Annotated in this window: 22 protein-coding genes and 1 pseudogene; 13 read left to right on the top strand and 10 right to left on the bottom strand. The window is 60.6% G+C overall.

Annotated elements, in window-relative coordinates:
* Positions 1-3: 3 nt before the first annotated feature.
* Positions 4-796: pseudogene (locus CABTHER_RS17815) on the bottom strand (TylF/MycF/NovP-related O-methyltransferase).
* Positions 797-839: 43 nt separating this feature from the next.
* Positions 840-1,319 carry a hypothetical protein gene (locus tag CABTHER_RS11625; protein ID WP_041569948.1) on the bottom strand — a complete coding sequence of 160 codons (480 nt, stop codon included), beginning with the start codon at positions 1,317-1,319 and terminating at the stop codon, positions 840-842.
* 129 nt (positions 1,320-1,448) lie between these two features.
* Here CABTHER_RS11625 and CABTHER_RS11630 point away from each other — a divergent pair, with 129 nt between their 5' ends.
* Genes CABTHER_RS11630 through CABTHER_RS11640 form a run of 3 tightly spaced genes read left to right on the top strand, consistent with a single transcriptional unit; the run spans position 1,449 to position 3,245 of the window.
* The gene (locus CABTHER_RS11630) at positions 1,449-2,240 is read left to right on the top strand and encodes an enoyl-CoA hydratase/isomerase family protein (protein ID WP_014100845.1); all 792 of its coding nucleotides are present in this window, start codon (positions 1,449-1,451) and stop codon (positions 2,238-2,240) included.
* Positions 2,241-2,260: 20 nt separating this feature from the next.
* Complete coding sequence (locus tag CABTHER_RS11635) at positions 2,261-2,869, top strand: hypothetical protein (protein ID WP_014100846.1); 609 nt, start codon at positions 2,261-2,263, stop codon at positions 2,867-2,869.
* Positions 2,859-3,245, top strand: coding sequence for a winged helix-turn-helix domain-containing protein (locus CABTHER_RS11640; protein WP_014100847.1), 387 nt, complete (start codon positions 2,859-2,861; stop codon positions 3,243-3,245). The genes CABTHER_RS11635 and CABTHER_RS11640 overlap by 11 nt, the downstream gene beginning before the upstream one ends.
* A gap of 11 nt (positions 3,246-3,256) precedes the next feature.
* On the opposite strand, the gene galT is transcribed toward CABTHER_RS11640, so the two are convergent.
* The 5 genes from galT to CABTHER_RS16725 form a co-directional block, all read right to left on the bottom strand.
* Positions 3,257-4,234 (bottom strand): galactose-1-phosphate uridylyltransferase, encoded by a 978-nt coding sequence (galT, locus tag CABTHER_RS11645; RefSeq protein WP_014100848.1) that lies wholly within the window; start codon positions 4,232-4,234, stop codon positions 3,257-3,259.
* A complete protein-coding gene (locus CABTHER_RS11650; protein ID WP_014100849.1) occupies positions 4,200-4,382 on the bottom strand; it encodes a hypothetical protein in 183 nt (60 codons plus the stop codon). Before CABTHER_RS11650 ends, galT begins: the two co-directional genes overlap by 35 nt.
* Positions 4,379-4,591 (bottom strand): hypothetical protein, encoded by a 213-nt coding sequence (locus CABTHER_RS11655; protein WP_014100850.1) that lies wholly within the window; start codon positions 4,589-4,591, stop codon positions 4,379-4,381. Before CABTHER_RS11655 ends, CABTHER_RS11650 begins: the two co-directional genes overlap by 4 nt.
* 28 nt (positions 4,592-4,619) lie before the next feature.
* Positions 4,620-6,389: a sodium:solute symporter family protein gene (locus CABTHER_RS11660; RefSeq protein WP_014100851.1), complete on the bottom strand. Its 1,770-nt coding sequence runs from the start codon at positions 6,387-6,389 to the stop codon at positions 4,620-4,622.
* A 426-nt stretch (positions 6,390-6,815) separates the two neighbouring features.
* A complete protein-coding gene (locus CABTHER_RS16725; RefSeq protein WP_014100852.1) occupies positions 6,816-7,190 on the bottom strand; it encodes a type II toxin-antitoxin system PemK/MazF family toxin in 375 nt (124 codons plus the stop codon).
* Here CABTHER_RS16725 and CABTHER_RS17920 point away from each other — a divergent pair.
* Positions 7,180-7,740: a hypothetical protein gene (locus CABTHER_RS17920; protein WP_455423210.1), complete on the top strand. Its 561-nt coding sequence runs from the start codon at positions 7,180-7,182 to the stop codon at positions 7,738-7,740. The two genes, CABTHER_RS16725 and CABTHER_RS17920, sit on opposite strands and share 11 nt — an antisense overlap.
* Positions 7,646-8,227 carry an RNA-guided endonuclease InsQ/TnpB family protein gene (locus CABTHER_RS17925; RefSeq protein WP_455423211.1) on the top strand — a complete coding sequence of 194 codons (582 nt, stop codon included), beginning with the start codon at positions 7,646-7,648 and terminating at the stop codon, positions 8,225-8,227. The genes CABTHER_RS17920 and CABTHER_RS17925 overlap by 95 nt, the downstream gene beginning before the upstream one ends.
* A gap of 418 nt (positions 8,228-8,645) precedes the next feature.
* Here the strand turns inward: CABTHER_RS17925 and CABTHER_RS11670 are convergent, their stop codons facing one another.
* Positions 8,646-8,858: a DUF2281 domain-containing protein gene (locus CABTHER_RS11670; protein WP_014100854.1), complete on the bottom strand. Its 213-nt coding sequence runs from the start codon at positions 8,856-8,858 to the stop codon at positions 8,646-8,648.
* 297 nt (positions 8,859-9,155) lie between these two features.
* On the opposite strand from CABTHER_RS11670, the gene CABTHER_RS11675 reads away from it, so the two are divergent.
* Positions 9,156-9,917, top strand: a complete 762-nt coding sequence (locus CABTHER_RS11675; RefSeq protein ID WP_014100855.1) for an SDR family oxidoreductase — start codon at positions 9,156-9,158, stop codon at positions 9,915-9,917.
* On the opposite strand, the gene proB is transcribed toward CABTHER_RS11675, so the two are convergent.
* Positions 9,914-11,080, bottom strand: a complete 1,167-nt coding sequence (proB, locus tag CABTHER_RS11680; protein ID WP_014100856.1) for a glutamate 5-kinase — start codon at positions 11,078-11,080, stop codon at positions 9,914-9,916. The genes CABTHER_RS11675 and proB overlap by 4 nt on opposite strands.
* A complete protein-coding gene (locus CABTHER_RS11685) occupies positions 11,067-11,957 on the bottom strand; it encodes a dienelactone hydrolase family protein (protein WP_014100857.1) in 891 nt (296 codons plus the stop codon). Before CABTHER_RS11685 ends, proB begins: the two co-directional genes overlap by 14 nt.
* Before the next feature lie 130 nt (positions 11,958-12,087).
* Here CABTHER_RS11685 and CABTHER_RS11690 point away from each other — a divergent pair, with 130 nt between their 5' ends.
* The 7 genes from CABTHER_RS11690 to CABTHER_RS11720 all read left to right on the top strand — a co-directional run bounded on the left by CABTHER_RS11690 (position 12,088) and on the right by CABTHER_RS11720 (position 19,666).
* Positions 12,088-14,544: an MDR/zinc-dependent alcohol dehydrogenase-like family protein gene (locus CABTHER_RS11690; protein WP_014100858.1), complete on the top strand. Its 2,457-nt coding sequence runs from the start codon at positions 12,088-12,090 to the stop codon at positions 14,542-14,544.
* Positions 14,545-14,799: 255 nt separating this feature from the next.
* Positions 14,800-15,174 (top strand): DUF1987 domain-containing protein, encoded by a 375-nt coding sequence (locus CABTHER_RS11695; RefSeq protein ID WP_014100859.1) that lies wholly within the window; start codon positions 14,800-14,802, stop codon positions 15,172-15,174.
* Between the two features lie 69 nt (positions 15,175-15,243).
* Positions 15,244-16,071, top strand: coding sequence for a GGDEF domain-containing protein (locus tag CABTHER_RS11700; protein ID WP_014100860.1), 828 nt, complete (start codon positions 15,244-15,246; stop codon positions 16,069-16,071).
* A 40-nt stretch (positions 16,072-16,111) separates the two neighbouring features.
* The gene (locus CABTHER_RS11705) at positions 16,112-16,678 is read left to right on the top strand and encodes a SiaB family protein kinase (RefSeq protein ID WP_211432867.1); all 567 of its coding nucleotides are present in this window, start codon (positions 16,112-16,114) and stop codon (positions 16,676-16,678) included.
* Between the two features lie 65 nt (positions 16,679-16,743).
* A complete protein-coding gene (locus CABTHER_RS11710) occupies positions 16,744-17,787 on the top strand; it encodes a sensor histidine kinase (RefSeq protein WP_014100862.1) in 1,044 nt (347 codons plus the stop codon).
* Positions 17,788-17,983: 196 nt separating this feature from the next.
* Positions 17,984-18,598: an outer membrane protein assembly factor BamD gene (locus CABTHER_RS11715; protein ID WP_014100863.1), complete on the top strand. Its 615-nt coding sequence runs from the start codon at positions 17,984-17,986 to the stop codon at positions 18,596-18,598.
* A 33-nt stretch (positions 18,599-18,631) separates the two neighbouring features.
* Positions 18,632-19,666, top strand: a complete 1,035-nt coding sequence (locus CABTHER_RS11720) for an SMP-30/gluconolactonase/LRE family protein (protein WP_014100864.1) — start codon at positions 18,632-18,634, stop codon at positions 19,664-19,666.
* Positions 19,667-19,684: the final 18 nt, after the last annotated feature.

Below are 19,684 nucleotides of genomic sequence, written 5' to 3' on the forward strand. Positions count from 1 at the left end.
ACCTCAGCCGGGAATACACTTGACGGCGATTCGTCCCGTGAAATCAATCCGGTTGAGCAGCAGGTGGAAGCCATGTTCTGCCAGGTACTCATCTATGGCCTTTCTGTGGCCTTGCCAGTACCCGTAGTCATCAACAATCAGGAAACCGCCTGTGGACAGCCTGGGAAAAGGTGGGTCAGTTCGTGTCTGGTGGACTCGTACCAGTCGGTGTCGAGTCTCAGCAGCGAAATCCGGTCTGGCGCTGAACCGGGAAGTGTCTCTTCGACTTTGCCCTTGATGAATTTGACCCGGCTCATGTCATAGCCGGTGCTGGCCATGTTCTGGCGAACCTCTTCGAGTGGGGCATAGCACCAGGAAGAACTGTCGTCACCTCTTTTCGTGGCCTCAAACTCGACCAAGGCGGGTTGACCGGCATAGTCCACGTCGGTGGTATCCGGTTTCGTCATGCCCTCATACGTGTCGAAGAGATAGAGGTTCGTCTTGTCTTGGCTGAGACGCCGGAGCGTATGTGCAACGGCCATCATGCTGCCCCCCGCCAGACGCCACACTCGACAATATCGCCGGGGATATTGGCTTGGACGATGTATCTGACCGCCTGAATCAACGCGAAGATGCGCTCGATGCTGGTCATGGTGTAAGGCTGGACGGTCTGGATGATGTCAATCGCTTCGGGGTCAAAATCCGGTGGGAAAACAGGTTTGACTTCGGCCGGACCGGCGGCCTCGGGAGGGGCGCTTCGGTAGCGCACAATGTCAAACCCTGTTCGTCGGATAAGCTGGCGGACAATGCGTTTCATCCCGGATGTTGCTCCTGAAGTGGTGGTCTGCTGGATGCCCTGATTATGGGTGAAGCGTCTGGCCGGTTGCCGTGTTGTCTCTGCCTGCCGCTTGAAACCGGTCAGCAGCCGGGTCGGCAAAGAGCCATCTGACGGCTGAAGCCCAGTCCTGCCCGTCCCAGTCCTGCCCGTCAACGTCAGTGCCATCGGTACGCAGTACCAGAAAGACCGTCCGCGTGCCATGCAGACGGACGGCGGTATGGGCACCCAGGGGAAAAATGGATTCGGTCAGCGTTGCCTGCCGGCATTGACCGTCAAGCCAGACGACAGCCGGGTGGACGTACAACAGCGGTTCGCGGGCCGGATGCCAGTTGATCTGAAAGGCAAGCTGGGGAAAGTCCGGTTCGGTCACGAGGATGTCGCATTCCGAGGTTGTGCCGACCGAAATCCAAAGTCGGCTGTCCTCGAAGATGACAGTGGTACGCGACAGGAACTGTCCGGCGTCGAGCAGGACGACAGTCAGCCGGCGTGGCTGGCAAGGCAAGGTTGGTGACATTTCCCTGAGAACCCACTGGGGTTGTAAGGCGCATGGGATGCGCCTTTGGTTGTGTTTTTATAGTCGGTTGGGCTATGTAGGCCAAACGCAACTTTCATAACCAAGGGAGACTCAGGCATGGCCTACGAAACCATCCTCGTGGAGACGCAGAACGCCATTGCGCGGGTGACGCTCAACCGTCCGGACACACTCAACGCCATGAACCAGACCATGATCGGTGAGCTGACCGAGGTGTTTACCGGGCTTGCCGGGCAAACGGATGTCCGGGCTGTGGTGGTGACAGGCGCTGGCCGGGCCTTTTCATCGGGTGGCGACATCCGTGGCATGCTGGCGGCAGCCCCGGAAACGGCTGCGGAAGCTGTCACCGCCATGATTGAGCGCGTCAACGGCATGGTGCTGGCTTTGTACAACCTGCCGCAGCCGGTGATTGCCGCCATCAACGGCCCGGCGCATGGGTTGGGCATGAGCCTGACGCTGGCCGCCGACTACCGGATTGCCGCCATGAGCGCCAGCTTTTCCCAGGCGTTCATCAGGATTGGACTTGTTCCCGACGGTGGTGGGACGTTTCTCCTGCCGCGCATTGTCGGTTGGGCCTGCGCCACGGATTTGATGTTGACCGGGCGGACGGTTCCGGCCGGAGAGGCCAAAACCATCGGTTTGGTACATCAGACGGTCGCTGATGCCGAGTTTGCCAACACGGTTCAGTTATGCGCCCAACAGTTTGCTGCTGCTCCGACCCAGGCCATCGCCCGGACAAAAGCCCTCCTGCGTAGCAGCAAGAATGCTGACTTTGCCACGCAGTTGAACCATGAACGCGACCACCAGGCGGCCTGCGCGACAACACACGATTTCCGGGAAGGCGTCACCGCGTTTATCGAAAAACGACCGCCGGTGTTTACCGGGCGCTGAAGCCTGGAACGCATGTGAACATGGCTGCCACGCCGCTGCGAAACGGCAATCCGACCGTGACGCTCCATGAGCGTGCTGAAGCGAACCTGCGCTTCATCCGTGACACCATGGAGCGGGCTACGCTGTTTACGGCTGTGCCCGGCTGGGGCATGGTGGCCGTCGGGTTGACGGCTGGTGTGGCCGTAGTTCTGGCGGCGCTTCAACCGACGCTCTGGCGCTGGCTGCTGGTGTGGATTGGGGAAGCCGTCCTGGCGCTGACCATTGGCGCAACGACGATGTGGCGCAAGGCGCGTCGGCAGGATCACTCGCTGGCTTCGGCGGCGGCGCGCCGCTTTTTCTTTGCTTTTGTCCCGCCACTGGTGGTGGGCAGCCTGCTCTCAGTGGTGCTGGTCAGGCACGGCGCGTATGACCTGCTGCCCGGCACGTGGCTGCTGCTCTATGGCACCGGCGTCACGGCAGCCGGGGCTTTTTCTGTCCGTGTCGTGCCGTTGCTGGGCCTGGCGTTTTTGCTTCTGGGAAGCGTCACGCTGTTTCTCCCGTTGCCCCTGACGCACTGGGCGATGGCCTTTGGGTTTGGTGCACTCCACGTCGGCTTCGGACTTGTCATTGCGCGAAAGTATGGCGGCTAAACGGAAAGCCAACAAACCAGAACCTCTGCCCGCCCCGCCAAAAGCCGTCGTCTCGGCGGCCAAGGTGGTTTGCGAGGGCGTGGACAAGCTCATTCACGAACCCCTGCGGCTGGGTATCCTGTGCGCGCTGGCCGGAGTCGAATACCTGTCCTTTACGGAGCTGCGGCGACTGCTCTCCACGACGGACGGCAATCTGAGCGTCCACCTGCGGCGGCTGGAAGAAGCTGGCTATCTGCACTGTGAAAAGGGCTTTCGGGGACGGATGCCCCACACGAGGTATCGGCTGACGGCCACTGGCCGCGCGGCGCTGGAAGACTACGTCAGCCACATGGAAGCCATCCTGCGGCATGCCCACCGGGTCGTTCGGCCCAGATAAACGGTCTCCACTTACCTCTCCAGACAGCAGGCGCGCAGCCGTGGCGCAGTTTCTTCGGGAATGGTGTCGTTGATGAAGGCCCCGGCACCACTTTCACTCCCGGCCAGATACTTGAGCTTGGCGGCCGTCCGGTGCGGCGGCAGAAACTCGATGTAAAAGCGGACGTAGGGATAGTCCTGCCCGTCGGTCGGCCGCTGGTGGAGCGCCATGATGTACGGCAGGGAAAACCCAAAGAGCCGGTCATAGCCAACGAGCAGGGCCTTGAGGATTTCTGCCAGAAGCTGACGTTCGTGCGCATTGAAGTCCACAATGGCTGTGACCTGCCGTTTGGGCACAACCAGCGTTTCATACGGATAGCGCGCAAAAAAGGGAACAAACACGACGAACGCTTCATTTTCGCAGACGATGCGCCGCCCATCGTCCTGCTCTGCCACCAGGATGTCGCCCAGCAGGTCGCGCCCGGTGCGCGCCCAGTGCTGCCGGGACTGCGCCAGTTGGCGGGCAACACGCGGCGGGATGAACGGATAGGCGTAAATCTGCCCGTGCGGATGGTGGAGCGTGACGCCGATGGCTTCGCCCTTGTTTTCAAAGATATAGACGTAAGCCACCTCTTCCCGCGCGCCGAGTTCGGCAAAGCGGTCACACCAGACGAGAATGAGCCGCCGGATGCGCTCGACGCTTTCTTCGGCCAGCGTCGTCGTGTGGCGGTCGGTATAGACCACAACCTCGCAGACGCCCTGCGCCGGCCGTACCGGATAGAGCGCGCTGCCTTCAACGGCTGGCAGTGGTGGTACAGCCTGCAGGCTCGGAAAGCGGTTCTCGAAAACCACGATGTCGAAGGCCGGAGCCGGAATTTCGGTTTCAAAAGCGCCCGGTTGGGTCGGGCACAGCGGACAGTAGTTTGCCGGCGGCAGAAACGTGCGCTCCTGCCGGTGCGTGGCGGTAATGGTCCACTCACCCAGCAGAGGGTTCCAGCGAAGCTCCGACATTGGGTGTCATTTCGTCTGGCCGCCGCGCGGCATCCGCCGTTTCGGTCGGCTGCGCAAAGGTATAGAAGATGAGCCGCCGGCCATCAGGCTTGATGATGACCTGCCGCGTCATGGTGGGTTCCGGTGGTATGGTGGAAGTCTCGGTCATCGTCCCTTGAGCAGTGCCGGCGCAAGCATCGCGCCGCCAAAGATGGTCATCACCAGCCCCCACCAGAGGTTGATGTTGATGCCCAGCGATTTGTCGTAGAAGCCGGGGACGCCATTGGTCATCCAGCCGTAGAGGACGAGTGTCAGACCCATCAGCACGAACATGACTCCAATGGGCAGGCGCACGTCGAGTCCGATACCGCCGCTCATACACAAGGCTCCTTCCGGAAGAGGATGGCTAGAAGAAAATCAGGTTGAGCAAAAGCGTACCGCTGAGGACGACGACGGCCAACGTTCCGGGGCGCTGCCAGAAGGACGCCTCTTCCGTCGGCTTGGGCGTCAGGGCATAGACCAGTCCGGTAAGTTCTTCATCGGGACGCGGTTTCGTAGCCAGGCTCACGGCAATGGTGACGATGAAGCACACCGTCCACGCGATGATGGCCGTCCAGAAGGTCTGGGCCAGTTCGCTGCGGTAGGGCGACAGAAGGACGCCGAAAAAGCCCCCCTTGACGCCGACGGTAGCTCCTTCGGGCAGGGAAATCCCGTGATGAAACGCGGCTGCCAGCGTGCCCGCCACCAGACCCCAGAATGCGCCGTGTCCCGTGGCGCGTTTCCAGAACATCCCCAGCAGGAACGTCGCAAACAGCGGCGCATTGACAAAGGCAAACACAAGCTGGAGCACATCCATGATGTTGTTGAAGGCCGCAGCCACGTAGGCCGTCGCTACCGAGAGTGCAATTCCGCCGACGGTGGCGGCGCGGCCCATCCAGAGGTAATGCGCATCGCTGGCATCGCGTTTGAAATAGCTCTGATAGATGTCGTACGTCCACACCGTGTTGAACGCCGTGACATTGCCCGCCATGCCAGACATAAACGACGCCAGCAACGCCGTCAGTCCCAGGCCGAGCAGTCCGGCCGGCAGGTAGTGCGCCAGCATGGCCGGCGTGGCCAGATCATAGTCAATGACCGGGCGCGCGTTGGTGTCGCGGAGCACTTCGCCAGCATCAGTTGTCTTGGCCGGGATGATGCCGACGCGGGCCACCGCCGCCGCTGACGTCGCTTCCCGGCGCGGCTCGACGGTCAGGGCAATCATCCCCGGCAGGATGACCAGAAAGGGAAACAGCATCTTGGGAATGGCGGCAATGAGCGGTGTCCGGCGGGCCGCCGTCATGGAGTCGGCCGCCATGGCGCGCTGCACGACGAGAAAATCCGTGCACCAGTAGCCAAACGACAGCACAAAGCCAAGCCCCATCGCCAGCCCGAACCACTCGACGCCAACCGGATTGCGCGTGGCGTCTCCCATAAACGCCCAGGACTGCGTGTAGGCTGTCGGTGCATAGCCCTGCGTCACGGAGTGCGTCATAAGGCGCGCCTGAAGCCCCTCCCAGCCGCCAACGTCTTTCAGCCCGAGCAGCACCAGCGGCAGAAAACCAAAGACGATGAGGAAAAACTGCAGGACTTCGTTGTAGATGGCGCTCGTCAACCCACCCAGGAAGATGTAGGCCAGCACGATGCCAGCGGCGACGAGCATGCTGGCATCTTCATCCCAGCCGAGCAGCAGCCGGAACAGCTTGCCCATGGCATACAGTGACACGCCGGAAGAAAACACCGTCATCACGGCGAAGGAAATGGCATTCAGGGCGCGGGTTTTTTCATCGAAGCGCAGCTTGAGGTATTCCGGCACGGAGCGGGCCCGCGAGCCGTAGTAAAACGGCATCATGAAAACACCCACAAAGACCATCGCCGGAATAGCCCCGATCCAGTAGAAGTGGCTCGTGGCAATGCCGTACTTCGCGCCGGAAGCGCCCATGCCGATGACTTCCTGCGCACCCAGATTGGCGGAAATGAACGCCAGTCCGGCGACCCAGGCCGGAATGGCGCGGCCTGACAGAAAGTAGTCGGTACTCGAACGCATGAAACGCTTGAGCGCCACACCAATGCCAATGACGAAGGCGAAGTAAATCGCCATCAGGACGTAATCAATCCAGGCCAGTCGAACGTCAGTCATGTCTTGTCAAGCCGGCGCGTCATGCCGAAGAAATGCACGCCGGCTGTGGTGAAGGGAGTTGTCACTGTCTGTCAGGACACGTTAGCGAATTCGAATCCCCGTGGCCAACATCATTCTTCACTGAAGCGGCGCTGCCAATCCACGAGGTTGATCGGTATGCCGGGAAAGGGCTGAAGAAGCTGATGCGGAGGGCGGCCGATTGAGCGCAGCCCGGAAGGGCGGGGGATGCGGCTGCCGGGGTGGCACGTGCCTGCTGCACGGCAGTACGAGGCGCGCTGACAGATGATGGGTGACCACCGCACTTCCGGCGCAACTCGGCTACTTTCCGGCCGGGCCTGAAAGAAGAAGCCTGAGCAACACTGGCCTTTCTTCACTTCGATTGTGGCTTGATCCCTCTCCGTGCCACTGGGTTGTTCGGATAAGCTCTCAGCCGCCATTTTGCATTGTTAATAACCACTTCGCTATACTCTGTCTTACACGCTCCAAACGCTCCCGTGAAATTTCACCAATTGCACCAAGAAGCAGGTCGCCCGACACAACAGCCAGGCGCCCTGCCCGGATGACACTCGCTACCTTCAAGCCACTTTGTTCAAAATCTTCATCACCTTCCCGAACCACTTCATCAAATCCTGCAAGATAATGCCGCGTCTGGGATGAAATCATGCAAATCAGCCAGTCGTCATACTCGCCAGGAAGTTTACCGAAAAAACGCCGTAAAGCCCTGCACTTTAGGGCAGGGATATAAGGCGCACGCTGTTTTATCAAGCCAAACCTGTGATAAAATAGCAGTATGAGAGTCATGGAAGCCAAGCTACTCAACGGGACAGCAGAGCAGTATCAGGCTCTGGATGAAGCCATCCGTACCGCACAGTTTGTCAGAAACAAATGTGTGCGGTACTGGATGGACAACAAGAGCGTCAACAAAGCTGTTCTCTATGCCCACTGCAAAGGCCTGGCCAAAGAGTTTGACTTTGTCAGGAAGTTAAACTCAGCGGCAAGGCAGGCAAGTGCAGAGCGGGCTTGGGCTTCCATTTCCCGGTTCTATACCAACTGCAGAAACAAGGCGGTCAGGAAAGGGTATCCCAAGTTCAAGAAGCATTGCCGTTCTGTGGAATACAAGGTATCTGGCTGGAAGCTGTCAGGAGATGGAATGTCTATCACCTTCACGGATGGCTTCAATGCTGGTGCTTTTGCTCTGTACTGCAATGGTGAGGCAAAGACACCATATCCTAAACTCCAAAATCAATCGGGTGCGGGTGATACGCAGGGCAGATGGGTACTATGCTCAGTTCTGCCTGGATGTGGAGCGCAAAGAGCAGGGAGCATACACAGGCAATGTGATTGGCATTGACTTGGGCTTGAAGGCTTTCTACACCGACCAGAACGGCAACCCTGTAGAGTGTCCTAAGTTTTTGAGGCGTAGTGAAAGGAGGTTAAAGCAACACCAGCGCAGATTAAGTCGGAAGTTCAAGAAGGGGGCAAAATCCCAATCCAAGAACTACCACAAGCAAAGAAAGCGACTAGGCAAAGTGCATCTGAAAGTCCAACGCCAGCGTAAAGACTGGGCAATTAAGCAGGCACGGTGCGTGGTGACATCTCACGATGTCGTGACGTATGAAGACTTGCAGGTGAAGAACCTGGTCAAAAATCATCATCTTGCCAAATCCATTCATGATGCTGGCTGGTCTCAATTCACTGCGTGGCTGGACGACTACGGCAAGGTGTGGGACAAGGCAGTCGTCAGCGTACCGCCGCAGTACACCACACAGGACTGTAGTCACTGTGGGCATAGGGTAGTAAAAACCCTATCCACTAGAACCCATAGTTGTCCTCAATAAGGAAGCGAGTGGCGAGTGGCGAGTGGTTCAGAGGCGAGTGGCGAGTGGCGAGTGGTTCAGAGGCGAGTGGCGAGTGGCGAATGGCGAGTGGCGAGTGGTTGATCGCTACTCGCTACTCGCTACTCGCTTCACTCGCTACTCGCTGCTCGCTGCTCGCTCCCTGTTCGCTATTCGCTACTTGCCACTACAGTACCTTTGGGCAAAAGGGAACTGCCTCGAAAGAGGGAACGCTTGGGGAGAGATGCACCGCTGCTTTAGAGGGGCAACCTGATGAAGTAAGTGCGCTCGCAGAACCAGGAACAAGAATCCCCTGCCTTTAGGCAGGGGAGTATGTCAACCAACAGGAGTGCAGGTCGTAGCTTCCCTTCTGCCAGATCAGCTTGTGGAAAACGAAAGACAACAACCTGCCCCGCTTTTTTCATACAAAACTTACCTTGATGTCTGCCGTGCTGTATAACGCAGGCTCATCCTCCATATCCCGCACGGCTGAAGATAACGACAAAGCTCCCCACTCCTGCTTTTCCTGCTGCTCTGCCTTGACAAGAAGATACTGGATAAAGCTAAGCAACTCTTCCTGGAGTGACCGGGGAAGTTTTTGCACGGATTGGAAAACTTTTTCATCGAATGCCATGATCTGTTCTCCTGTAAATAAAGGGAATGTTTCCTTTGAACTGTTTTATACCAAAGCCTCTGGGTAGCGTAGGTGGGGATTAACTGGGTCAAACGTCAGACATGTCCTGTCAAACCGGCGCGTCAGGCCGAAAAAACGCACGCCGGCTGTGGGTGAATGGAGTTGCTACTGTTGGTCGGCACACGTTAGCGGATTCAGTCCCAGCGGCCAACAGCCATTTTCGTTGTTGTTACGTGGAGGGACGCGGTAAGCTCAGCGGTCACATGACATTTTCCAACGACAGGGACGGTTCGAGACGTGGTACTGGATTTGTTTCGTCTGGATGGGAAGGTCGCGCTGGTGACGGGTGCGCTTTCCGAGATTGGGACGGCCATTGCGCTGGCTCTGGCCGAAGCCGGCGCCGATGTTGCCTGTCATGGTTCAGCCCGTGCCCCGGAAGCCCTCTGTGAGCAGATTCGGGCGCTGGGCCGGCGGGCGCTGGCCGTGACGGGAGACCTCTACGACCGCGCCTTTCACCGTCATATCGTGGCCACGACCCTCGCCCATTTCGGGCGGATTGATATTCTGGTCAACAATGCCAGCACAATCCGGCGCGGCGCTGCCGTGGAACTGAGCGACGAAGACTGGGATTTCATCTTGGGCATCAACCTGACAACGGTGTTCCGGCTGTCGCAGATGGTGGCCAAGGACATGCTCGAACGGCGGTCAGGCAAGATTATCAACATTGCTTCCCTGCTGGCCTTTCAGGGCGGCTGGCAGGCTCCGGCATTTGCGGCCTCGAAGGGCGGCGTCGTGCAACTGACGAAATCCCTGGCCAACGAATGGGCTTCCCGGGGCGTCAACGTCAACGCCATTTCGCCGGGTTATCTGGAAGTCGAAAGCACCCGTCCGCTGCGGGAGGACCCCGTGCGTCACCGCCAGATCACGGAGCGCATTCCGGCCGAGCGATGGGGGCAGCCGTCCGATCTGGCCGGCGCAGCGGTGTTTCTGGCCTCAGCGGCCAGTGATTACGTCCACGGCCACGTGCTCGTCGTGGATGGCGGTTGGATGGGGCGCTAGCGTTCGCCGGTAAGTACGAGGTCATCCCGGTGGATCACCTCGTCGTGCGCGCGGAAGCCAAGCCGCTGCGCAATCTCGGAGGACTTCAGTCCACGGATGGTTTCAGTTTCATCGGCGCTGTAGCTGGTCAGTCCACGCGCGATTTCGCGCCCCTGCTCATCGCAGCACGCCACGACATCCCCGGCGGCGAACCGTCCAGTGACCCGGATGATACCCGACGGCAGGACGCTCTTGCCCTGCGTCACTACGGCGCGCACGGCGCCGGCGTCGAGCGTCAGGGTGCCTTTCGGGCGCAGGGCGGCAATCCAGCGCTTGCGGCCGCCGAGGGCTGCCGTTGCCGGTGGGAACAGCGTCCCAACGTCGTCCCCCGCTATGACGCGCTCCAGGATGTTTGACGCACGACCATTGACAATGACCGTCGTAACGCCAAACCGCGCCGCCGTCCGCGCTGCCGTGAGCTTGGACTGCATGCCGCCCGTGCCAAAGGCGCTTTTTCCGCTGGAAGCCAGTTCCAGCGTTGCGACCGTGACTTCCGGGACGAAGCTCAACTGCCGGGCTTCCGGGTACTGTTTGGGATCGCGGTCAAACAGACCGTCCACGTCCGAAAGCAGCACGAGCAGGTCGGCATCCACGATGTTGGCCACGAGCGCGCTCAGGAAGTCATTGTCGCCGAACTTGATTTCAGCCGTGGCCACGGTGTCGTTTTCGTTGATGATGGGCACGACGCCGAGCGTCAGCAGCGTTCGCAACGTGTGCCGCGCATTGAGAAACCGCTCCCGGTCGCGGGCGTCGTCGTAGGTCAGCAGCACCTGTGCCACCGGGACGGGCGCAAAGGCCTGCTCGTAGTAGCGCATCAGAAAGGGCTGACCGATGGCTGCCGCCGCCTGCTTGAAGGACAGGTCCCGGCCCAGCGGCAGATGATGCGTCCGCAGATACGTCATGCCGCAGGCGACCGCGCCGGAGGAAACAATGACCACCGTGCGCCCACCCGCGCGCAGCGCCAGACATTGCCCGACGAGATGCCGCAGCACAGCTTCAACCAGACCAACCTCCGGCTCCACGAGCACATTGCTTCCGACTTTGACGACAATGCGCCGGGCCGCAGCCAGGGCGGCGCGGGCCGCAGCGGCATCCTGTCCCGGGTGACGACTAGGCTGCGCCATGCTGCTTGAACCAGGCGAGCATTGCCTTCCAGGCCGCTTGGGCGTCCTCCCTGCGGTAGGACGCGCGATAGTCAGCGTGAAAGCCGTGGGGGGCGTCGGGATAGACGATGATCTTCGACCCGGACCTGCCCTTGGCCAACGCCGCCCGCATCTGTTCAACGGTTTCGAGCGGAATGCCCTGGTCCTTGCCGCCGTACAGCCCAAGCACTGGTGTTCGCAGCGTCGGCGCAATGTCAATCGGGAATGTAGGACGCAACGGGTCAGGCTTGAAATCCGGGTTGTTGCGTGGGTTGGCAACCAGTGAGCCGTACCACGCCGCAGCGGCTTTGACCCGTGGTTCGTGGGCGGCAAACAGCCAGGTCATGCGCCCGCCCCAGCAGAAGCCCGTCACGGCCAGCCGTTTGATGTCGCCGTAGCCGGTTTTGGCGGCGTAGGCAACGCACGTCGTCAGGTCAGAAAGCACCTGCGCGTCCGGGACCTTCGACACCACCTTGGAGATGATGTCGCCGATGGTTTCCAGTTTGGAGACATCACCCTGACGGGCAAAGAGTTCTGGGGCCAGTGCGAGATAACCGACCTTGGCCAGTCGCCGGCAGATGTCCTTGATGTGCTCGTGAACGCCGAAAATCTCCTGAATGACAATGACCACCGGGAAACGGGTGCCTTTTTCAGGCCGCGCCAGATAGGCCGGAAAGGCAATGTCGGCCGCCGGGATGCTGACTTCAGCGGTGGTGAGGCCGGCGGTGTCGGTCACAATGGTCTGGGCGCTGATGGGTTGCGCGGCCAGTGCAAAGCCGGCAGCAAGTGAAGTCAGCACGAACTGCCGCCGCGAGAGTTCCGCATCGGGAAGCAGGCTTCTGGTGTGTTGGTCAAACATGACAGGCAGGGAAGTCGTGGGATGAGAGCACAGTCAACGCAGGGATTCAAACGCCCGAACATAGCGCAGAACCGGGCCATCATGCGATACTGAACGCTACCGGTACTTCAGCGAAAGGTTTTCTCCAGCCATGTCGAACTCTGCTGCTTCTGGCGCGGCACCGGCCCCTTCGGCCGTGCCGGATACGTTGCTCGATGCCATCGAAATCATCGTTGGCGGGCGAAACCTTGATGCCCCGACGGCGCAAGCTCTGGGGCTGGTGGATGTCATTGCCACCGAGGCGCATTCAGCCGTCGAGGTCGCCGCACAGTTGGCCCGTGAGTACATCCTGACGGGAACCGGCCCGCTGGCCGAAGCGTTTGCCCGGCGGCAGGCGGCGCTCAGCCAGTGGGCCACACCGCAGCCGGGGCTTTCCCGCGCCGAGGTCGAAGCCCATCCGCGCGTGGCACGCCTGCTGGCACAGGCGCGGGCCGTCGGGCGTGAAAAGGCCGTCCAGCGTGCTCTGGACTGTGTGTTTTTTGGTCTGGAGCATGGCTATGCGGCCGGACTCCGGCACGAGGCCAACGTGTTTGCCGAAGCCGTGGCCGACCCGGAAGGCGGACAGGCGGGTATTCAGGCATTTCTCGACAAAAAAAGCGCGCCCCTGCCGCCGCGCCCACTCATTATGGTTGGCTCGCCGGAAGAACAGGCGCTGCTGGAACGCGGCGAGCTGCTCCCCGTCGGGACACCGTTTTATCCTGGACTGACACCGCTGCCGAAGTATCAGTACGCCCAAGGCCTCATCAAGGACCCAAAGACCGGTGCGGCCCTGCACGGTGAGCCGAAAGACGTGGAACAGCACTTCATCGTGCCCGTCCCGACGCCCAGCCCGGCCGAAGTTCTCGTGTATGTGCTCGCAAGTGAAGTCAACTTCAACGACATCTGGGCGCTGACCGGGATTCCCATCTCCGTCATGGATGACCATGACCAGGATTTTCACATCACCGGCTCCGGTGGCATCGGTCTCATTGTGGCGATGGGCAGCGAGGTCAAGCGGGAGGGACGGCTGCAGGTGGGCGATCTGGTGTCCATTTACTCCGGCCAGAATGACCTGTTTTCACCGCTGGTCGGGCTGGACCCGATGTTTGCCGACTTTGGCATCCAGGGCTACCAGGAACCGAACGGCTCGCATGGGCAGTTTTTGCTGGTGCAGCCGCCGCAGCTTCACCACAAGCTCGAAGACCTGACCATCGAGGCGGCGGGAAGCTACATGCTCAACTTGGGCACGATTTACCGGGCGCTGTTTACGACCCTCAAGATCGCGCCGGGCAAACGCCTGTTTGTGGAAGGCGCGGCCACGGGCACCGGCTTCGAGGCCCTCAAGGTTGGTGTGCGCAACAACGTAAAGGTGACGGGCATGGTGTCGAGCGCTGAGCGGGCGGAGGTTGTCAAACAGCACGGGGCAACGGGTGTGATCAACCGGCGGGCGCCGGAACTGGAGCCCTGCTTTACGAAAGTGCCGGAAGACCCGGCGCAGTGGGCCGCCTGGGAGGCCGCCGGTGAACCCCTGCTGGCGATGTTCCGCGCACAAAATGAGGGGCATCTGGCCGACTACGCGGTTTCCCACGCCGGGGAGCGTTCCTTTCCACGGAGTTTTCAACTGCTGGCACCGGGCGGGACGTTGACCTTCTACGGCGCATCATCCGGCTATCACTTCACGTTTATGGGCAAACCCGGCGCGGCTGCGCCGTCCGACATGCTCCAGCGGGTCGGGCTGCGGGCCGGGCAGTCGGTGCTGGTCTATTACGGCATTAGTGAAGATATCGTGGATGAGACCGGTATCGAGATTATCGAGGCCGTACGGGAAGCGCATGCGCGGATCGTCGTGGCGACGCAGACGGATGCCCAGAAAGAGTTTGTCGCCAGTCTGGGTTTTGGTGATGCCATTCGGGGACTGGTCAGCATCGAGGACCTGCGACGGCGCTATGGCGCGGACTTCGTCTGGCCGGCCACGATGCCGGCGTTTCCTGACCCCAAGGCTGACACGGAAGCCTTCAAGGAGGCCGTGCGTCTGTTCAACGAAATCAACTTCAAACCTTTCGCGGCGGCCGTGGGACGGTTGCTGGCCGCGCCGGACAATCCCCGTGGCTACCCGGACATGATTTTTGAACGCGCCGGACAGGACACGCTGGGCATCAGCACGACCCTGGTCAAGCCCTATACCGGGCGCGTCGTCTATGCCGAGGATATGTCCGGGCGGCGCTACAGTTTCTATGCGCCACAGGTCTGGATGCGGCAGCGCCGGATTGACATGCCGACGGCCAACATCTGGGGAACGCACCTCAACAACGCCTACGAGATTGTGGCGATGAACGATGCCGTCGCGGCCGGGTTGCTGGAAGTGACTCCGCCGGTCGTCGTCGGGTGGGCCGATCTGCCGGAAGCCCATCAGGCGATGTGGGACAACCGCCACGCCGGGGCGACTTACGTTGTCAACCATGCACTGCCCCGGTTGGGGCTGAAAACCAAGGCTGAGTTGTTCGAGGCCTGGGCGGCGCAGTCGGCAGAAGCGACGACCGAGGATGATGCCGCCACCATTTTCCGGTAATGCCGAAGCCGTGCCGGGTTCACGACGGCACGGCAGCCTGTTCCTCGCCTGTGGTTTTTGGGTCAACGGCAGGCTTGGAAGTACCGGAGGCGGGTGGTAAAGTCAGCTTTGGTCAAATCCTGAATAGCTTCATCAGTAAGCCTTTTGGGTTTTGCTACCCAAGCGAAAGGGGAGACCGGTGCAGACGCGGCCGGGTGCCGGTCAGCGCTGCGTCACACCGTCTGCCGGGTGGAAAGTTTTTCAAGGATGCGGGCAATGAACAACCTGGTGCTTGACGCGACGAAGGTAACACCAAGAGTGCATTTTGATGGAGCCAGTGGGGTACTTGAAATCGAGGGGGATTCCTACCCGGAGCACTCGCTTCAGTTTTACCAGCCGGTGTTCAAGTGGCTGGATGATTTCATCCAGCGGACGACGATCCCCATCGCCTTTCATTTCAAGCTGTCCTATTTCAACACGAGTTCTTCCAAGTGCATTCTCAACATCCTGGAAAAGCTGGAAGAAGCCAGTCGCAATGGACGGCAGGTGAGTCTGCACTGGCACTATCGGGAAGATGATGAGGACATTCGGGAAAGTGGAGAGGAATTTGCCGAGGATTTGAGCTTGACGTTCCAGTTTGTCAAGCACTGACCCGGTTCGGGGAATACAGCGCCCAGCGCCGTCGGCTTTGGGCGTCCGTAGCAGGGACGGTAAAAGGGCGTGGGCACTGAAGCGCAGGCAAAGCGAAATGCAGAGGCGGTGTACGCCGAGGAAGAAGCCGTTGCCGCGGAAGCGGCCCGGGTGGCCGCTGATCCGACAGTGACCTTCGATGCGCTGCACGAACACTACCGGTTTTTAGCCCGGAAATACCGCCACGCCATTCGCCAGCTCATCAAGCTCACGCACGTCAGCGACATGTTCCAGGGCAAGCTGCTGCGGATGCAGGCGGAGCTGGAGCGACGCAATGCCGAACTCGAACAAGCCCGCGTGGACCTGGAACAGGCCAATCAGGCGCTTCACCGGCTGTCCTATCTGGATGCCCTGACGGGCGTGGCGAATCGGCGGCACTTCAACGAGTATCTCGATCAGGAATGGCGCCGGGCCATGCGCAAGCAGGCCTCGCTGTCGCTGATACTTCTGGATGTGGATCACTTCAAGCGGCTCAACGACATAGCCGGCCATCCGTATGGCGATGACTGTCTCCGGCAGGTGGGGGCGGCGCTGGCGGCGAGCTTGCGGCGCGCCGGCGATCTGGCCGCCCGCTACGGCGGTGAGGAATTTGCCGTCATCCTGCCCGGTGCCCAACCGGACTGGGTGATGTCCTTTGCCGAGGAGGTCCGGCAGGCGATTGCGGCGCTGGAGATTCCGCATCCGGCGTCGCCGTATGGCGTCCTGACGGTCAGTGTCGGGGCGGCGACGGCTGTGGCCGTGGAACAACAAGGGGTGAGTTCGCTGATCGCGGCCGCTGACAAGGCGCTGTATGCCGCGAAAGAAGCCGGGCGCAATCGGGTTTCATGCGCGCCCATCCTGTCGGTAGGCAATGGATGACCGATGCAACCCGTCGGCCGGTTGATCTGGAGGCACAATGATGGCGGAAGACCTGTTCCGGCTCTATCAGGACATGAGTCAGCGTAAGATTTGGCTGGCCTTCAAAGGGGCGATCTCGCAGGATGTCCTTGTGGAGCTGGGTACGCTGCTCAAAAACAAGTCGGTCCTTGACCGCAAGGTGAAAAAGGTTTTCGCCATTTTCATCGAGATGACCCAGAACATCCTGCATTATTCGGCCGAGACGGAAACCGTTCCCTTTGGGGGCAATGGGGCGGTGCATCCCGTCGGGGTCGGCGTGGTGGTCGTATCGGAATCGGCGGATGACTACTCGGTGTCGGCCGGCAATGTCATCACGGCCGAGCAAATGGATTACCTGCGCGAGCAGTGTGAGCGCATCCACAACTCGGATGCCAGCCAGCTCAAGCAGTATTACGACGAGCGGCTCAAGGCAGAACAGGTTCGGGCCGGAAGCAAGGGTGCCGGGTTGGGCCTGATTGACATTGCCCGCAAGGCCGATTTTCCGCTGGACTATGAAATGCGCCCGATTGCTGACGGGCGGGCTTTCTTCATCCTCACGGCGCGGATTGCCAAGACACTGTCCGCCTGATCGTCTGACGGCGACCGAGAACCCTTCACGGCCAACCCTTCGGATTCCCACCGGTCTGGACTGCCATGGCGAAAGATTCCAACCATGCCAATGCGTTTGAGCTGTTTGCCGAGGAACGCGCGCTTGTGGCAGCCGCCCACGAGCTGGTTCAGCAGGGTGAATTTTCACCCGCCGAGTGGCAGTCCCACTACGCGAAGCTGCTCAGGAAGTATGAAACCCTGCTGCGCCAGGCCATCAAGATCACGGGTTCGGGCGATGCCATTCAAAGCCGTCTCATTCGGACCCAGGCCCAACTCGATGCGCGCAACACGGAACTGCGCCACGTCAACGACCGCCTGCGTGAACTGGACCGGGTCAAGGCGGCCTTTACGGCCATGCTCGTCCATGACCTGAAATCGCCGCTGAGTGTTGTCAAAGCCACGCTCGAACTTCTCGCTGAAGAACCGGCCGTTTCGAACGGGCCTTATGCTCAACTGGTCACAACTGCCAGTAATAGCACGGAAGCCATGCTGACACTCATCAACGAGATGCTGGAAGTGGCGCGGTCGGAAAGCCAGGAAATCACGCTGGAGAGGCGGCGGCTGGACCTTGTGCCCTGCCTGAACGAACTCCTTGAGGAAGTGCGTGTGGCGGCGCGTCCAAAGCAGATTGATGTCCTGCTGATGTGCAGCCCCGTCCCGCCGGTTTTGGGCGACTGGTCGAAGCTCCGGCGGGTATTGACGAACCTCACCTCCAACGCCATCAAGTTTACGCCGGTCGGTGGGCAACTCCGGCTCAGTTGTCAGGTGGAAAGTCACCCCGAAAAACCACGCCAGAAGCTGGTCGTCATCCGCGTTGCCGATACCGGGGAAGGCATCCCCGAAGCCGACCTGCCTTACATTTTTGACCCGTACCGCCAGGTGCAGGCTTCTGAGAAGAAAGGGCTTGGCGTCGGGTTGGGGTTGGCCATTGCCCGGCGCATTACCGAAGCCCACGGCGGAACCATTGCCGTAGAAAGCCAGGTCGGACAGGGAACCTGCTTTGCCATTACTCTGCCGGCGGCTGAAACGAGCATCCACCCGACACCGGCGGCCGGTCTCGCCGCCCCAGGTGCTGAGAACCCGGCCTGACGGTTGGCCGTCGGTCCGGGCCGCCCGTCTTGGGTTTTCGCGCTTCCACGACATTGGTATAGTCGCAGAACCGTCCTTTGCCCGCGCAAAGCCGGATGGGCAGGGGACTGGGTGCGTGGGAACGGCGGATGGCGATACCGGGTGATGTGACCGTTCCCCGCCCTGTCTTCAGACAGCTTTTGGGAGTAGGTTTTGGATGTTTGGCGTACGTGTCGTTTTCTTTGCCAGCGTGCTGTTTTCCGTTGCAGCTTCCGGCACGGCAGAAGCCTCGGTGGCAGGGAGGGTCGTTCAGGTGGCCCCCTGGAAAAGCCAGTCGCCACAAAAACCGGCGCCGCCGCCCGGCGCGCCGGACCGCGAGCCGGAGGCAGAGCCGGATGAAGCGCAAGAGCAGGCTGCTGACTGGCGGGAAATGGGAACCCGTGACCCCCTGCTGGAAAAGCGGGCGCGCAAGAACATCGAAGTGGCGGAATTTTACGCCCGCCAGAAGAACTTCCGGGCCTCCATCAACCGGCTGACGGAAATCTACGAGGTGTATCCGCAGTTTACACGCTTTGACCGGATTCTCTTTCTGCTTGGCAAGTATCATCTGGGGCAGCGCCGTCTTCTGGAAGATGAGGCAAAGCGACTGCGGAAGCAGGGGCAGGGCGATGAAGGACAGCGCAAAGCCGCTGAGGCAAGCACCCATGATGCTGAAGCCCGCCGGTACTTTTCCGAGTTGCTCAAACGTTTCCCGGAAAGCGAGCTGGTCAAGGATGCCCGTAAGGAACTGGAGCGCCTTTCACCGCTGGCGTCCCCTCTCCCGCCATTCTGAGACGGCTATGTTTTCACTTGTGACCTTGTAACCATGCTTGAAGTGCTTCAGGTTCGGCCCCAGGCCGGCGTGCCGGGCGGCCTCATCATCATTGACTGTCGGGGCTTTGATGCCTCGGACTATGCGGACTGTGAGGTGTTGTTTGGTGAGACGCCGGGCCGTATCGTCAGCGCCTCGCCCGACCGGGTACTGGTCACGGTGCCTGACGATGTGACCAAAGCGGACCGTCTGACCGGCTTGCAGTTGATGTCCGCTGGAAGAACCAGTCCCCGTATTCCCTTTCTGGTCGCTGAGCTTCTGGCCGAAAACATGCATCCGGTGGCCAATCCGGTCTGTGACCCGGAAACCGGAGCGATATTCACCACGATTTCCGGCTCACGCGGCAAAAAAGTTGAAGTTTCGGTGTGGCGCATCAGCCAGGAGGGGCAGTCCACACCCTTTCTGGACAACGTCATGAACCCGACGGGGCTGGCCATTGACCGCGAGGGGACGCTCTACATCACAAGCCGGCACGATGGGACGCTCTATCGGGTGTCTCCTTTCCGGGAGGTTGTACCCGTGGCCGAAAACCTGGGGATTGCCACCGGGCTGGCGATTGACCGGATGGGCAACCTGTTTGTCGGCGACCGGCAGGGGACGATTTACCGGGTGACGCCGTTTGGAGAGGTCAGCCCTCACGCCCGCCTCGAACCGAGCATGGCTGCCTATCATCTGGCTTTCTCGCCGGATGGTCATCTCTATGTGACAGCCCCAACGCTGGCCGGCACCCGCGAGAGCATCTATCGGGTGACACCGGGTGGTGAGGTCGAGCCGTGGTTCGTCGGGCTGGGACGGCCACAGGGGCTGGCCTTCGACCGGGCCGGCAATGCCTATGTCTGTGCCAGTCTCAATGGATTGCGGGGAGTCATCAAAATCACGCCCGATGGGCAGGAGGCCGAACCCTTCATCGCCGGCGCCCGGCTGGTCGGACTCACCTTCGACAATCGCGGCAATGCCATTCTGGCTTCCAACCATGAAATCTATCGGGTTCCGGTCGGGGTCATTGGCTACGATCCCGCCCGCGCCTGATGGCTCAGTTTTCCGAGA

This window comes from Chloracidobacterium thermophilum B (genome assembly GCF_000226295.1).
Lineage (GTDB): Bacteria > Acidobacteriota > Blastocatellia > Chloracidobacteriales > Chloracidobacteriaceae > Chloracidobacterium > Chloracidobacterium thermophilum.